Origin of the sequence: Anabaena cylindrica UHCC 0172, assembly GCF_034931625.1 — a bacterium.
In the GTDB taxonomy this organism is placed as follows: domain Bacteria; phylum Cyanobacteriota; class Cyanobacteriia; order Cyanobacteriales; family Nostocaceae; genus Anabaena; species Anabaena cylindrica_A.
Map to the genome: position 1 here is coordinate 58,109 of NZ_JAYGGY010000083.1, position 17,983 is coordinate 76,091.

Genomic DNA, 17,983 nt, shown 5'->3' on the forward strand with positions numbered 1-17,983 from the left:
GTATATATCAGCTACTATTTTTTTTTGAATCTTGATTGAGAGTTGGATTAGGAATATTTCCACTCTGAATAAGATATGAAATGTAAGTATTTAGTAAATGTTCATTGATTGGGGGACAAGTAATTGATGTACCTGTAAGTCGATTGAGTGTATTCTGGCAGTCAAATTGCAATACTGCGGTATTAGAGGTTTGTGTTTGAGAAATTCTGCTAGGAAAAAGCGAAACTAATGGATATAAAGCGTGTTCCGGTGAATTTTCAGCTATATCCATGAGTTGTTTATGCCATTGGTCATAAGCAATTTCTTGAATAGAGTAACCATGCGATCGCAGTTGCTCAAACAAAACCTTTGCGGAAACAGGCTGGGGATGTACGAAGTGAAAAACTTGATTCCCAGCAATAGATTGCGTTGATAGATGAACAATCGCCTTGCTGGCGTAATCTATAGGAATTATATCCAGCATCATTTCCTGATCTGGTATGCAGCCTAGTTGTACAGAACCAATAATCAACCTGTACAAAAAGTCATTGACATTAAAGACACCCGTTTGGCTATGTCCTGATATACGTCCTAGTCGATAAATATAAACAGGGAGTCCGCGTGAGCCTGCTTGGTTAATTAATTTTTCAGCAACCCATTTACTTTGGTTGTAACCGCCTAATGGTACTTGATCATCAATATTATCCTGTTCTCGGATGACTCTGACTCCAGAATTACCCGCAGCCGCAAAAACGCTGCTGGCAGACATAAAATGTACAGGTTTGGCTTTCACTTGACAAGCCAATCTCAGAACTTCTTGGGTTCCGCAAACGTTAGTAGCTTTAAGTAAGGAGTAAGGAGAAGCATGATGTACCCATGCGCCATTATGATAAATTACATCAATGGATTCAGCCAACTTGTGAAATTCTGTTTCCGCAAGACCTAAGAACGGCTGTGACAAATCTCCGATCATGGGAATAATGCGATCGCTATAATTTTCATCCCAAATCAAATATGATTCCCAGCATTTTCGCAGCTTTTGTCTGGCTGATGTGATATCATTTGCCCGCACTAAACAGTAAATAGTAGCAGATGTTTGTTGCAGCAGTTCCTCAAGTAAAAAAGCCCCTAAAAAACCAGTCGCTCCAGTTAATAAAATAGAATTTGCATCCCTGCTTTCGGTAGCTACAGATGGAGGATAGATTGTTGAATCTAGGAGCGCATCAGCCGTGAGTAAGGCTAAAGTTTCATCATGATATTTGTCAATAATTCCTGTTGTTTGTCTATTCTCAATGGGTTCAGCCAAACCCGCAACAGTAGGAGCCTCAAATAAGTCCATTACTGTTAACTCTACCTGAAAAGCCTTAAGTAAGTGAGCAATTAGTTTAGTTGCTAGTAATGAATGTCCTCCTAATTCAAAGAAGTCATCATTCACACCTACCCGCTCAACTTGCAGAATTTCGGCAAAAATCCCTGCTAAAACTGACTCTGTAGGAGTACGAGGAGCAACAAATGCTGCTTCTAATTCCGGTCGCATTGTATCAGGTGCAGGTAACGCCCTTCTGTCTACTTTGCCGTTGGGATTGAGTGGTAAGGCTTCCAGAACGACAAAAACCGCAGGTACCATATACTTAGGCAACTTTTTTTCCATGAAGCGGCGCAAATCGCTGGTAGTAGGGATAATTTTCGACTCAGGTACTACATAAGCTACCAAACGTTTATCACCGGGGCGATCTTCTCTCACAACCACCACATTTTCTCGGATTGCTGGGTGTTGGGTGAGCAAAGCCTCAACCTCTCCTAGTTCAATGCGAAAGCCACGAATTTTTACTTGGTGATCTACACGACCAAGGAGCTTAATGTTACCATCTTTGAGATAATAAGCTAAGTCTCCAGTTCTGTAAAGTCTGCTACCTGGTTGATTGCTAAAAGGGTGAGAAATGAAAGCTGCCGCAGTTTTTTCCGGGCGATTGAGATAGCCTCGTGCCAAACCAACCCCACCAATGTATACTTCACCCACAACCCCAACAGGAACAAGTTGGTGATATTTATCTAAGATATACAATTGCTTATTGGCCGAGGGGCGAATAGTGGGAGATATTTGTCCCCCATTACCGCATTCCACCATACTGGCATTAACTGTCGTTTCCGTGGGACCATAGGCGTTGATAAATAGTCGCCCCTTTGACCATTGTGCAATCATTTCTCCAGAAGGAGCTTCTCCCCCTACTAACACCATCTGCAATGCTGGTAAATCTTCGGGAGTTAAGGCTGTTAGTGCTGATGGCAATATTGTCATATGGGTGATTACTTGTTTACGCAACAGCCGCATCAATGCTGTTCCTGGTAGTAACTCCTCTGGTGTTGCTAAGTGGAGGGCTGCACCAGAACCAAGTGCCATCAATATTTCTGGGATGGAAGCATCAAAACTGAAGGAGAAAAATTGCAGGATACGGCTATTTGGTTGGACGCGACAAGTGCGAATTTTGTCTTGGGTTAAATTCACCAATCCTTCATGGGGGACTAACACGCCCTTGGGAGTTCCCGTAGAACCAGAGGTATAGATTAGGTAAGCTAAGTTATTGATTGTGACATCACTGGTTGGATTCTCTTGGCTTTGTTGAGCAATCTTTTCCCCGTTTGTGTCTAAGCAGATGATTTGTCCTGGATAATTAGGTAGTTTTGCAACTAAGTTTTGGGTTGTTAAGAGAATGGGAATTTGTGAATCTGACAACATGAAAGCCAAACGTTCTTGGGGGTAGGCTGGATCTAGAGGTAGATAAGCCCCACCAGCTTTGAGGATGGCTAAAAATGCCACGATCATCTCCAAGGAACGCTCTACGCAAATGCCCACGATAGTCTCTGGGACTACACCTAGTTGTTGCAAGTAGTGTGCTAGCTGATTAGCGCGTTGATTGAGTTCTCGATAGGTTAAATATTGATCTTGAAAAACAACTGCGACTGCATCGGTTCTTTGTTCAGCTTGGGCTGTAAATAACTGATGAAAGCATAAATTTTGGGGATACTCTGTTTGGGTATGATTCCATCTCACCAATAATTGAGATTGCTCCACAGTCGTTAGTAAGGGTAATTCGGCAATTCGCTGTTCTGGATGATTGACAATAGCCAACAACAAATTTTGTAAATGATTTGCCATGCGAGCGATCGCTTGATCATCAAATAAATCTGTATTGTATTCAAATACCCCCATCAGTCCCGTGGAGGTTTCCCGCATATCCACAATTAAATCTAACTTAGCAGTAGAGTTGGACTGGGGTAGGGTCGTACTAGTTAAACCAGGAAGTAATACATCCATATCTGATGTATTCTGCATCGCAAACATCGTCTGGAATAATGGACTGTAGCTCAAGTCACGCTCAGGTTGCAGTTCCTCTACTAATTTTTCAAAGGGCAAGTCTTGATGGTCATAGGCTTCCCAAGTTACCCGTCGTACCCTACCCAATAATTCCCGAAAAGTGGGATTGCCAGAAAGATCAGTACGCAACACTAATGTATTGACAAAAAAGCCAATTAATCCCTCAATTTCCACCCGATTCCGATTAGCAATCGGTGAACCGACCAATAAATCTTCTTGGTAAGTGTAGCGATAAAGTAGGATTTTAAACGCCGTTAGTAGAGTCATGAAAAGAGTCGCCTCTTCTTTCTGACTCAAAACCTTAAGCGCTTGAGTCAATTCAGGAGATAAACAAAAAGATTGACTTGCGCCACGAAAAGTCTGAACTCTAGGACGGGGTAGGTCTGTCGGCAATTGCAATACTGGCAAGCTGCCGCCCAATTGTTGCCGCCAGTAAGCAAGTTGAGTCTCCAACACTTCACCTTGCAACCACTGACGCTGCCAAGCAGTAAAGTCTGCATATTGAATAGGTAACTCTGGTAGCAGAGAAGCTTGTTCCTGGGAAAAAGCTGTATATAAAACTGCTAATTCTTTGAGAAAAACCCCTATAGACCAGGCATCACCAATAATATGGTGCATGGTCAACAGCAATATATATTCCGACTCATCTAAACATAGAACAGTAATTCGCAGAAGTGAACCTTCAGCTAAATTAAAAGGTTTTTGGGCTTCTTGACTAATTAGGTGTAAAACTTCCCTTTCCCGCTGCCCTGTGCTTAAGTGTTGCAAATCCAATACTGGCAACATCCATTCTGAAAATGGGTGAATCATCTGGACTGGCTGACCTTCTATAGTCGGGAAGGTAGTCCGCAGCACTTCATGGCGACGGATAATTTCTCCTATAGCTTGTTCTAGAGCAGTCACATTCAGTGAGCCAATCAGACGCACCGCCCCCGGTATGTTGTAAAAGGAACTGTTCGGTTCCATCTGGTCAATGAACCACAGCCGTTGTTGGGCAAAAGATAGGGGGGGATGCCCTTGTCGGGGGATAGGAACAATAGATAGCGATCGTAAATGTGCGCTGAGTTCAGCTTGGGTAAAAAATTCGATAATTTCCGCTTTGCGTTCAGATATCTGAGTGCTGAGGCTTGGTGTCAATACTGCCTCTGGAGCATGACAACGTAAGCGATTATCTTCAACCCAGAGTTTGACATCTAGACTATTTAGATAGGAAAAGAACTCATCAATCGTTTTCATAATTCTATTTCTTTTCGACCTTTCTCCACAACACCAAAAGAACGTGAAACTTGGGTGAGAGCCAAACTTATTGTTTCCACTCGCTCGGCTAAATTGGCCACAGTTGGTCTCTCAAACAAACTACGCAGAGGCAACTCTATTTTGAATGCCTCACGCAACCGAGAGATCACCTTGGTGGCTAATAAAGAATGTCCTCCCAAGGCAAAGAAGTTATCATCAATGCTCACTTTTTCCAGTCCTAAAACATCGGCATAAATAGCAGCTAATATTTTCTCTGTAGAGGTGCGGGGTAGAACAAAAACAACTTGACTATTTCTGGAATTATCTGGTACAGGTAAAGCTTTGCGGTTGATCTTGCCATTGGGTGTGAATGGTAATGTTGCCAAATTCACAAAAGTTGTTGGGAGCATATACTCTGGCAACTTCTCCCCTAGAAAGGCGCGTAATTCACTCGTGACGATATTTGTGTTTAAATCAGGAACTATATAGGCTACCAAGTACTGATTACCAGGGACTTCTTCTCTAGCCATCACCACAACTTCCCTTACCTGTGGATGTTGTCTGATGACTGATTCAATTTCTCCTAGTTCAATGCGGAAGCCCCGGAGTTTAATTTGGTTGTCAATGCGACCAATATACTCAATTTCTCCACTAGGTAAATAACGAGCCAAATCACCTGTTTTGTAGAGACGGTCTGACGGGGATTTATGCAAAGGATGGGGAATAAATTTTTCTTTTGTCAAATCTGGGCGATTTAAATAACCCCGTGCCAGTCCCACCCCACCAATATGTAATTCCCCAGGGACACCCACAGGGGTTGGCTTTCCTTGCCCATCTAGGATATAAATTTGGGTATTGCTAATCGGGCGACCAATAGGCACAATTGGCAGCTGACTATGACGCTGACATTCCCAAAAAGTCACATCAATTGCTGCTTCTGTTGGCCCATACAAGTTATGCAACTCAACATCCAGACGGGCAAAAAAGCGGTCTTGTAAAGTTTTAGCCAAAGCTTCTCCGCTGCAAATCACCCTTTTGAGACAGCTACAAGCTGCCAACCCTGATTCCTCTAAAAACACTTGCAGCATTGAAGGTACAAAATGCACTGTTGTGATTTGCTCTTGAGCAATTAATTGGACTAAATAAGCACTATCTTGATGTCCTCCTGGTTGAGCAATTACCAATTTTGCTCCGGTGATTAATGGCCAGAAAAACTCCCAAACTGATACATCAAAACTGAAAGGAGTCTTTTGTAGAACTCTGTCTTGCGGTGTTAATTTATAGGTATCTTGCATCCACAATAAACGATTACACAGTCCTTTGTGGGTGTTCATTGTCCCTTTGGGTTTGCCTGTAGAGCCGGAAGTATAAATCACATAAATTAAGTTTTCATTGCTAACACCACTATCGGGATTTTGTTGATTATGGGGGGTGATTTGATCCCAGTCTGTATCTAAACAAATGACTTGGGCTGAATGAGTTGGTAATGTTTTTAGTAGTGGCGTTTGGGTAAGTAAAAGGGGAACTTGGGCATCTGCCAGCATGAATTCTAGACGTTCTAGAGGATAGGTTGGATCTAGGGGGACGTAAGCTCCTCCGGCTTTGAGAATACCCAAAATTCCAATAACCATTTCTAGAGAACGAGTTACACAAATGCCGACTAATATTTCTGGTTGCACACCTAATTTTTGCAGATGGTGTGCGAGTTGATTGGCTTTGATGTTCAGTTCTCGATAAGTTAATTGCTCATTTTCAAAGACCAAGGCAACTGCATCTGGTGTGCGTTCTACTTGCTGTGCAAACAACTGATGAATACAAATATTTGGGGGATAATCAATCTGAGTTTGATTCCACTGCTGTAATTGCAGATATTCTCCGGGAGTTAGTAAAGGTAAATCAGATAAACATTGTTCAGGATGAGCGACAATGCCAGCCAATAAAGTCTGAAAATGGGCGATGAATCGAGCGATTGTCTGCTCATCAAACAGGTCAGTTTTGTACTCAACTCTGCCGACCAAACCCCAGTCTTGTTGTGTGAACTCCATTGTCAAATCAAACTGTGATGTGTGAGTATCCACCTGTGAAGACTGCACATTTAAATCCCCAAGCTGAATATCCTTGGTATCAAAAGCATTTTGCAGGATAAACATCACTTGAAACAATGGTGAGTAACTTAAGTCCCTTGTCGGTTGTAATTCCTCTACTAGCTTTTCAAATGGTAAGTCTTGGTGAGCATAAGCACTTAATGCCATAGCCCGGACTCGATTTAATAGTTCCCGAAAGTTGGGATTACCGGATAAATCAGTCCGCAGTAATAAGATGTTGACGAAACAACCTATTAAACCTTCGGTTTGGCTATGATTGCGGTTGGCAATAGGTGAGCCGACGAGGATATCTGTTTGCTGGGTGTAGCGGTACAGTAAGGTTTTAAATCCTGCCAGCAGCAACATGAACAGGGTGACTCCGGTGTTTTGCGCTAGAGTTTGAAGTGCGCTAGTGAGATTGTGGTCTAAGGTGAAGGATTGGCTTTTGCCGATAAAGGTTTGTAATGGCGGTCGTGGTCGATTGCTGGGCAATTGTAAGAATGTGTTCGCTCCTTGTAATTGCTGTTTCCAGTAGGATAGTTGTTGTGCTAGATATTCTCCTTGCAGTTGCTGTCTTTGCCAGACTGAGAAGTCTGCGTACTGGATGGCTAACTCTGCCAATGGTGGGTTTTTACCTTGGCTCAAGGCTGTATAAATAGCGTTTAGTTCTCGAAAAAATACTCCTAATGACCACCCATCTGATACTGTGTGGTGCATGACAATCTGCAATAAATACTCAGTTTGTCCTATTTGTAATAATGTGCATCGCCATAATAAATCTTTGGTGAGGTCAAAAGGTTGCCGAGCTGCTTGGATAATTAGTTGCTCTCTTGCTTCTATTTGGTTGGCTGGGGAGAGCGATCGCCAATCTAGCAATGGCAAGGTAAAATTGACAGTTGGTGAAATAACCTGGATTCCTTGTCCGTTGATATTCCCCAAGGTGGTACGCAGAATTTCATGACGTTGGATGATTTCCCTAATGCTTTGTTCGAGGATGGGAACTTGCAGCGCACCATTAATTTTTAAGGTGCCAGATAAGTTGTAAGTTGCATTTATGTCTTCAATTTGGCTGATTAACCAAATTCTTTGCTGGGCAAAAGATAGGGGTATTGCTGCATCCCGTGGTACAGGTTGAATAGACTCTAGATGGGGACTGGTGGCTAAGTTAGTGGTTTGCAAAAATTGAATGATTTCTGCTTTATGCTCCCGTATCTCCGCTAACAATTCTGAGGAAATTAATCGTTTCGGGACACTATAACGTAACTCATGACCCTGAACCCAGAGTTTAACGTCTAAACGAATACACTCAGATAATAACCGATGAATATTTTTCATAATATTCCTTCCTCGCGATCGCTAAATTTAGCATTTGCTCCTAGCTGGAGTGTTTGACTAAGTAAACAGTGATTCTCTATGTATATTGATATCTCTGCTATGGTAGGTGCTTCATATATACTGTTTGCAGGCAAATTGATTTGGAGTTTTTGGCGCAGTCGAGAAATAACTTGAGTCGCTAGTAAAGAATGTGCGCCTAGCTCAAAAAAGTTGTCATATATACCTACTTGCTCTATTCCCAGCAGTTCTTGCCAAATATCAGCCAGTATTTGCTCAATTTCATTTCTGGGAGCAACATAAGCATTTTGCAGATTTGCTCTGGCATGAAATGACTGTGAATTATTTATTTTGTCATTATGTCCTACTGTTGAAAAATCTTGTTGCATCCAGCGCGTAATTCTAGTTTGTAAATCTCCAGTAGAGACAATAATTTGAGGAAAATTCCCACCGGATAAAATTCGTTGAAAAGCCTGAATTCCTTCTTCAGGTAACATGGTGAATTCTGCTAAAGTTCCCCCTATTTGACTGTCATCTCTCACTTTCCAGGTGTCCCAATTGACACTCAGCCAAGGAATAGAGTTGCTATCAGCATATTGATGGGCAAAAGTATCCATGAATATATTAGCGGCTGCATAGGCAGCATAACCCAATCCTCCTAAAATTGAAGAGAGGGAAGATAATAATAAGCAAAAATCAAGTTTGTGTCCCTGCAAAACTTTTTTTAATACCAAAAGTCCATTGACTTTAGGTGATAACTGCTGCTGACAAATAGTTTTATCTATCTTGTTAATAGCACTTGATAAAGTTTCTCCAAAAGTTCCAGCGGCATGAATTATGCCATGAAGTTGACCAAATTGCTGATCAATGTGGTAGAACAGTTTTTGCATATCGTCAAGATTAGCTACATCAGCATTGATAACTAAAACCTCAGCACCAATTTCTTCAAGTTCCTGAAGTTTGTGAATTTTGCGAGTGATAGTATCTTCAGCGTCATGATTTGTTAGCCACTGGCTCCATTCATGTTTGGCTGGAAAAGCCGAACGACCGATTAAAATGAGTTTCGCTTGTACAGTTTTAGCTAAATATTCGGCTATAACTAATCCAATATTCCCCAGTCCTCCGGTAATTAGATATACTCCTCCTTGTCTTAATTTATGTGTTGTTTCCAGATGAGGTTTTAATTGAATTGCTTCAAAAATTTGCACCCAACGATGATTTTTTCTATAAGCAATAAATCGGTCAGAAGATTGAGCGGTAATTTCTGTAATTATTTGCTTAATCAGTTGTTGGGAAATAGGTAAACTAACATCAATACTGCGACAGATGATATTTGGATATTCTTGAGGGATGACATTAATAGCTCCTAGCAAAGTTGTCTTTGCTGGGCATAAATTTTCTTCTCCATTGACATCATATAAATTGTTAGCTACAACTGAAATTTTTAACTCATTGACTAGATGATGTTTTGTTAATGCTTGTGTGAGAAATATCAGGCTGTAAAAGCCTAAATTTTGAATTTTTTCGCTGATTTCTAATTCTAGATTGGTATTAGTATCTGGTGTAACACTCCATAAATGCACGATATTAGTTGGCAGCTTATTTTGATCTTGCAGTTCATTGATTAAGGCTTGATAATCATGACTTTGTTCAGGATTGAGGGTATATGAATGTAATCCTTGTTCACCGCAGGAATCGCTAAATTTGTCAAATTTCGCTCCAATTTGAACTGTGATCACATCGTGACCTTGCTGTTGTAGTCGTTCTACTAGTTGCCAACCCAAGCCGCACTCATCCAAAAATACCAAATAGCTAGACTGTGACGGTGCTAATTCTTCATATTGGGTTGCTAGTATAGATTGTTTCCATAAAGGTAAATAGAACCAATCGGTAATATCTGCTTTTTTCACCGTTGATATCGGTGTTTGCGGTTCAATCCAATAACGCTGACGCTCAAAGGGATAAGTAGGCAAAGGCAGACGCTGACGGTGTTCATGAGTATAAAATCCTGACCAGTCTACGGATGCACCAGCTAACCACAGTTGACCTAAGGTATTCAGTAAAAATGCTACTGCTGATTGATTCTCGTCTACTGAAGATAGTATTACCTGTTGAGCAGATGTCGGATGCTGTTTGACTAAGGTACTCAAGGTATTTCCTATGCCTACCTCCAGCAGAATTTGTCCAGGTTGTTGGCATAACTCTTGTAAACCTGCGTTAAAATTCTCCGAAGGGGCAGGGAGAAATGACCCCTTCCTCGTGCCGTGAAGCGGAGTGGAAGATGGGTCTGAGTCCCCCACTTCTACAAAGTGGTTCTCGTCCAGGTGGGGTGGCCACTGAGCTTTGTCGAAGTGTCGAATCTCTATCTCAACTGTCCCCCCTGCTCCCTGCTCCCTGCTCCCTTGCCTCTTTTTCAGCCAGTAATGAGGATCTGTTGCTTCTTGGGTAGTAATCCAAGTTCCAGTCAAATTAGAGATGTAGGGAATTTGTGGTGGTTGCAGGTGAATTTCGGCAATTTTTTGACTATTTGTGACTAATTTTAAAGCGTCTTGCAGGGAAAATATGCCGGCTAAAGTCGCAGCAACATATTCTCCTGTCCCATACCCAATCATGCCTACAGGATGTATTCCCCAAGATATCCATAATTGAGCTAAAGCATATTCAATCACAAATAATACTGATTGAGTAATTGCTGTTTCTGGGGATTTTTCAGAATAGAGAATTTGACGCAGATCAATTCCTAGATCAGGTTGGAGAAGTTGACAGCAGATATCAATATGCTGACGAAATGTGGGTTCAACTTGGTAGAGTTCTTTCGTCATGTTCACATATTGCGTACCCTGACCTGGGAACATGAAGATAACTGGCCGTTCTTGTGATTCCTGAAATTGGCTGAATACTGTTGAGGAATCTTGTGATTTAAGTGCTTTGACAGCTGCGTCCAGGTTTTGAGATACTACTATTAGGCGATCGCTAAAAGCTTGACGACCAAGACTGAGGGTGTAAGCAATATCCGCTAAATTAATTTCTCTATGTTGTTCTAAATATTCAACCAAATTAATAGTAGCCTTGTTTAAGGCTGTAGCGGTTTTAGCTGAAAGAACTAACAATTGCCAAGGACGTGATTTCCCAAAAAGCTTTATTTCCGGAGCTTCTTCTAAAACTATATGGGCATTTGTACCACCAACACCAAAAGAACTAACACCAGCCCTGCGAGGAACATCATCAGTATTCCATGCTGATAATTTGGTATTAACGTAGAAGGGACTATTAGCAAAATTAATTTGCGGATTAGGTTGTTCAAAATGTAGACTGGGGGGAATCATCTTGTATTTTAGTGCCAAGATGGTTTTGATTAAACTGACAACACCCGCTGCTGCATTCAAATGTCCAATATTGCTTTTAACTGATCCAATCGCACAGTAACCTATTTTTTGAGTATCAGCACGAAAAGCCTTTGTCAAAGCAGCAATTTCAATGGGATCTCCCATTGATGTCCCAGTTGCGTGTGCTTCAACATAACTGATAGTTTCGGGATTTAACCCAGCATTGGCTAAAGCTTCAGTAATTACCCCGGCCTGTCCTTCCACACTAGGTGCTGTATAACTAACTTTTAATGAACCATCATTATTAATAGCCGAGCCTTTGATCACTGCATGAATGCGATCGCCATCCCTTAATGCCTCTTCCAGCCGCTTTAAAACAACGATTCCCACGCCACTTCCAAACAGTGTTCCATTTGCTTTAGCATCAAAAACTCTACAGTGGCCATCGCTGGAAAGGATACCACCTTCTTGATAAAGATAACCCACTTTATGTGGCAGACTAATCGCAATTCCCCCTGCTAAAGCCAGATCTATTTCATGATTTAATAAACTTTGGCAGGCCAAATGAGTTGCTACTAAAGAAGTAGAACAAGCAGTTTGAACATTAATTCCTGGACCCTTTAAATTTAATTTATAACAAACTCTTGTAGGTAAATAATCTTTATCATTAGCTATTAATAAATTACCAAATTCGTGATCTCCTATATGATTTTTTTGTTGAAGTTTTAAAAGTGAATAATTATTAAAAATTCCCCCGGCATAAACACCAATTAATCCCTCGTAAATCTCTGGATTATAACCAGCATTTTCCAATGCTTCCCAAGCAGATTCTAAAAATATCCGTTGTTGAGGATCAGTTAAATCGGCTTCTGCCGGACTATAGCCAAAGAAACCAGCATCAAAAAGTTCTATATCTTCTAAAATAGGTCTAGCTTTGACATAATTTTTTTGACTATACACGGTTTTTGGTATCCCAGATACCTCTAAAACTTCCTCGGAAAAATGAGTAATAGATTCTACACCATTTGCCAAATTATCCCAAAATTGATTGACATTTTTTGCACCTGGTACACGACAAGATAAACCAATAACTGCTATATCCATTTCCAAATCACTCCATTTATTTTTGCTTTTGCATTATTTGTCTACGAATTTCTCCACGAGAACGTCTTTGTTGTAATGTAGAATCCTCTCTTTCATCCTGAGTTAATAATTGAGCAAGTTGACTAACTGTTGGCGCTTCAAAAATACTCACCGTGGGCAATTCGATATTAAACTCTTCTTTAAGTTTGGCAATAACTCGAATACCAATTAAGGAGTGACCACCCAATTCAAAAAAATTATCACAAATTCCCACTTTTTCAATTCCTAAAACCTGTTGCCAGATATCGGCAATTATTTGCTCCATTTTATTACGAGGCAAAACATAAGAATTATTCAGATGAGGACGAGGATAAGTTGGTTGGTCTGAATTTTCTTTGACTATTGCCTCTTCAAAAATAGACTTCATACTAGCATATTGAGCCATCGTTTCTTGGATGTCTTGAGTAGCTACAAGAACCTGAGATATTCCACTTTCAAGAATGCGGTTGAATGCTTCCATGCCTTCTTTTACAGTGATACCATTCTTGAGAACTTCAATATGGGACTGTTGAAATCCATACTCTACTTGTAGATTCACTGCCATTCCTACTTCTTGCCATACATTCCAGTTAATAGTTACAGTTTTCAATGTTGAAAGGTGAGCAAATCTATCCAAAAAAGCATGAGCAGCAACATAATCTACGTGTCCATATCCACCAGTGAAAGCTGTAATAGAAGACCAAAAAACTAAGAAGTCTAATGGTACATCTTTGAAGATATTATCAAGTACTAATGTTCCTTGAATTTTCGGTGCAAAGACGGGTTTCAAGATTGTGGGTGTTTTGAGTTGAGCTAAACCTCCACCACGTACTCCAGCGGCATGAATTACTCCATGAATTGCACCAAATTTTGCGTTTATTTGAGTTACTGCTAATCGCATTTGGACTTCATCAGCAACATCAGCACTCAAAACTAATACTTCTGCACCAAGTTTTTCTATTTGTTGTAGTTTACGAATCTTTTGACTAGAAATATCTTGTTCATCATGGGTTAATAACCAATTTTCCCATGTTGATTTTTCTGGTAAAGTTGAACGCCCAATTAAAGCTAATTTGGCTTGTGCTGTCTTGGCTAAATATTCGGCAATTCCTAAACCTAAACCACCGAGTCCACCAACAATTAGATAAACTCCTTTTTGTCGCAGTTGTTTTGTTGTTGCTGTCTTTTCTAAAGGTATTGCTGCAAAGGTTTGTACCCAACGATAGTTATTTCTATAAGCAATTACATCTTCGCTAGTATCTGCAACAAGTTCTACTATTAATTTATCTATAAGTTCATTTTCACTTAATTTATTAATGACAATATCAATGCTACGACAAGTTATATTTGGCTGTTCTTGCGGAATGACTTTACAGCCACCTAAAACTGTAGCTTTTTCTGGGTGAATATTTTCATCACCGATAACTATTTGGATATCATGAGATATAACGCCAATTTTTAAAGGTTCGGTGATTTTTTCTTTAGCAATTACATAAGATAAATTGAGTAGGCTGTATAAACCTAGTTCTTGGGATTTATCAAAGGATTCATGGGGATTAAGACTCCATAGGTGAGCAATTAAGGGTATTTTTCCTAATTGAGATATTTTCTGAAATAATTTTTCATAATCTTCTCGGACTTGTGGGTTAATTGTATAGACTTGCTCATTTACCTGAGAGAAGAAATTGCCAATTTTAACTTGAATAACTTCCTGTTGGTAGTGAGTTTTTAAGCGTTGACAAAAAGCGTCCCCAAATCCAGTATGATCTACGAATACTAGCCAAGAAATATTTGCTGTTGCTAAATCTTGTGTAGATATAATTGAACGTTGCCAAGAAGGGAGGTAAAACCAATCATCTAGCTTTAATCTTTGGCTGTGATGATTGCTTTGTTGTGGTGGATCAATCCAATAACGCTGACGCTCAAAGGGGTAAGTTGGTAATGGTAGGCGATGGCGTTTTTCATGCTGATAAAACCCAGACCAATTTATCTGTACTCCTGTCAACCAGAGTTTGCCTAAAGTATTGAGAAAAAATCCTACATCAGAATGTTTTTCCTGGGGATGACGCAGGGAAGAAAGTATGACTCTTGCAGATGCTTGTTGTTTAGTTAAGGTAGTTAATGTCCGTCCTGGGCCAATTTCTAGAAAAATTGATTCTGCATTTTGTAACAACTGAGCAATTCCTTCCGCAAATCGTACACCTTGGCGTAGGTGTTGCGCCCAATAATTGGGATCTGTGGCTGCTTCTGGTGTGATCCAAGTACCGGTAAGATTGGAAATAAAGGGGATTTGTGGGGGATGAAGTTTGATTTTTTGGACTGCTAAGGTAAAAGGTTCAACCACTGATGCCATCATTGCGGAATGGAAGGCATGAGAAGTATGTAATCGTCGGTATTCTATGCTTTTTGTTGTGAGTTGTTGTTCTAGTTTTGCTATATCTGCTATTGTTCCAGATACGACGCTCAAGGATGGTGCGTTGCTGGCTGCTAGAGAGAGGTTTTCACCTAAAAATGATTGCATTTTTTGAGCGGGTAAGCTGACGGAAAGCATTGCTCCTGCCGGTAGTTTTTGCATCATTTGCCCACGAGTTACTACCAGTGATAAAGCGTCCTCTAGGGAGAAAACACCAGCGATACAAGCTGCTACATATTCCCCTATGCTATGACCAATCATGGCTACAGGAGACACTCCCCAAGACATCCACAATTTAGCTAGGGCGTATTCAATGACAAATAAGGCTGGTTGAGTAATTGCTGTTTGCTGTAATTGCTGGGTTGCTGTTTGAATATCTGTTTCAGTTGGATATAAATAGGAGCGTAAATCAATGTGGAGATGATGTTGGAGATAGTCAAAACAGCGATCGCACTCTTCCCTAAATATAATCTCCTGCTCATAGAGTTCTTTACCCATGTTGACATACTGCGATCCCTGTCCTGTGAACATGAACACTACAGAGCGAACGCTAGATGCCAAAAATTCATGATCAACGGAGTCCAGCTTTTTAACTGCATCCTCAAGATTCTCTCCCACTACCATCCGCCGATAATTGAAGTCTTGACGACCAATTTGTAAGGTATAGGCAACATCAGCTAAGTTCAAATCTGGATGCTGTTTTAAATGTGCAGCTAAATTTTTTGTCGCTGTTTCCAAAGCAGAACTAGTTTTAGCAGACAATACCAATAACTGTTGTTGACGAGCAGAACTAGAGGTTTCTAAAGGAGGCGCTTCTTCTAAGATGACATGGGCATTTGTCCCACCAAAGCCAAAGGAACTAACCCCAGCACGACGAGGATTATCGTTAGTTTTCCATTCCAAAAGCTTTGTATTGACGTAAAACGGGCTATTTTCAAAATCAATTTGGGGGTTGGGACTCTCGAAGTTGAGGCTGGGTGGGATAAGTTTGTGGTCAAGTGCTAAAACTGTTTTGATTAAACCGACAATTCCCGCTGCTGCATCTAAATGACCGACATTGGTTTTCACTGAACCGATCGCACAATAGTTTTTTTCGTCAGTGGTAGCGCGAAAAGCTTGTGTCATCGCGGCAATTTCAATAGGGTCGCCTAAAGCTGTGCCGGTACCGTGAGCTTCAACATAGGTAATGGTTTCTGGCTCAACTTCAGCCATTATTTGGGCTGTGCGAATAACTCTGGTTTGACCCTCTTGACTAGGTGCTGTATAACCAACTTTGCCAGCACCATCGTTATTAATGGCAGAACCTTTAATGACTGCGTAAATACGATCGCGATCTGCGATCGCATCTTCTAATCTTTTTAAAACTACAACCCCAATCCCATTCCCTCCTACAGTCCCATTCGCCCTAGCATCAAAGGCTTTACAATGTCCATCAGCAGCCACAATTTCATCTGGAGATAAAGTTAATTCGTTTTGCGGCACTTTTACAGCAACACCAGCCCCTAAAGCCATATCACATTCGCCACTCAACAAACTTTGACAAGCTAAATGAACCGCCACCAATGAACTAGAGCAAGCTGTTCCGATACTGACACTTGGCCCTGTGAGATTTAATTTATAAGAAACACGACTAGCAAGATAATCTTTATCAACGCCAACTAAAGTTTGTAAAAAGCCTTTTGATTCTATCCAGCCTTCATTGGGAATTAAGTTATAAAGCAAGTAAGTACCCATCCCCACACCAGCATAAACTCCTATTGGTCTGGTTTCTAATTGAGAGTTATAGCCAGCATTTTCTAAAGCTTCCCAAGCACATTCTAAAAATAAACGATGTTGAGGATCTATTGCTTCTGCCTCTCTAGGATTAAAACCAAAAAAAGCAGCATCAAATAATTCTACATTACTCAGAATTCCACCAGCTTTGATTTTCTCTTCTGTGTCTGTTTTAGCTAATTTTGTATTTGCAAAAACTGAAGTTAACTCAACTCCTGTTTTCAGATTTTCCCAAAATTCATCAATATTATTGCAGCCAGGAAACCGCCCAGCCATACCAATAATTGCAATCTCTAAACCATTGTGCTGAAAATTCATAAAAGTTAGTTGTGGAAAAAATTTCATACTGGAAACTCGATGCATCAGATCAAATTTCCCTGCACACAATCCATCTTTATCTGCGTCCATCTGCGTACCCTTCTCCTGTCAGAGACACTGCGCGAACGGGAAGCAAGCCACAATTATTCTTGATATTTTGTTCTATGCAGCTTCATCTTAATTGGGTAATTACTTTTATTTGTTGGAGTATGCCATCGAATTCATATTTGATTTTTGAAATAAGTAAATCAGCACGATTAAACCTAACTACAAAAAGAAAGATTAACAAGCTTTAAACCTTATCCCAATAATAAATATCACGCTTAATTACTTAGAGGATGTTTTAAAAGTTTTTCGTGTGGTATTTAACACTTGTAGATCCTCCTAAATCCCCTTTAAAAAGCCCTTTCTAAGAGAGGTTGAGGGGATCTGAAAATATGCGATACACAATGAGGGACTTTTCCAACGTCCTCTTATATAGCGTTACCTAATCACATGAGGTATATCATAGCCCCCTCCTCGCTTGCGGGTGGGGTTCTTGTACCTCACTCAACCGATAACCGCTATAACTAGGGTAAGTTTGGTTTTGATGGATAGATACTTGAGAATTTATTGAAAGTTATTTTTATTAAAGTCTCAATTTTAGTAATCTTCCTGCAACCCAGATTTATATCAAAAAGCTACTTATTGCAAGTAACTTTCATTAGATTAATACAGGTCAACAATTTTGGCAAGCCTAAAATCAGAAAATATAGGTACAAAAAACTTGGTGTTCCGGTGTGTTTCCATACAAAATGCCGTCTATACAATTCTTTCAGCCTCTTCAGGAAAGTAATTTTACCTAAATTATCTGGAAAAAGAGTTGTAATTCCTTGAAAAAAGAAGATTTTTATCTTATCGACATTTCGCATCCATCTTAAGACATAGATATATTATTGTATAACTTATAATAATGCTTTATTGCTTAAAAGATAATTATTTTCTATTAAATATTGATTGCAAATGCAATTAATTACTATTAGAG

4 protein-coding genes are annotated in these 17,983 nt (G+C 40.2%); all 4 read right to left on the reverse strand.

What is annotated here, in order from left to right; translation table 11 throughout:
• Positions 1-7: 7 nt before the first annotated feature.
• From VB713_RS17250 to VB713_RS17265, 4 genes are read right to left on the reverse strand one after another with little or no spacing between them, the layout of a single operon-like run.
• The gene (locus VB713_RS17250) at positions 8-4,591 is read right to left on the reverse strand and encodes a non-ribosomal peptide synthetase (RefSeq protein ID WP_323312745.1); all 4,584 of its coding nucleotides are present in this window, start codon (positions 4,589-4,591) and stop codon (positions 8-10) included.
• Positions 4,588-8,010 carry an amino acid adenylation domain-containing protein gene (locus VB713_RS17255; protein WP_323312746.1) on the reverse strand — a complete coding sequence of 1,141 codons (3,423 nt, stop codon included), beginning with the start codon at positions 8,008-8,010 and terminating at the stop codon, positions 4,588-4,590. The genes VB713_RS17250 and VB713_RS17255 overlap by 4 nt, the downstream gene beginning before the upstream one ends.
• Complete coding sequence (locus VB713_RS17260; RefSeq protein ID WP_323312747.1) at positions 8,007-12,437, reverse strand: type I polyketide synthase; 4,431 nt, start codon at positions 12,435-12,437, stop codon at positions 8,007-8,009. Before VB713_RS17260 ends, VB713_RS17255 begins: the two co-directional genes overlap by 4 nt.
• A 16-nt stretch (positions 12,438-12,453) precedes the next feature.
• Positions 12,454-16,959 (reverse strand): SDR family NAD(P)-dependent oxidoreductase, encoded by a 4,506-nt coding sequence (locus tag VB713_RS17265; RefSeq protein WP_416242453.1) that lies wholly within the window; start codon positions 16,957-16,959, stop codon positions 12,454-12,456.
• Positions 16,960-17,983 lie beyond the last annotated feature (1,024 nt).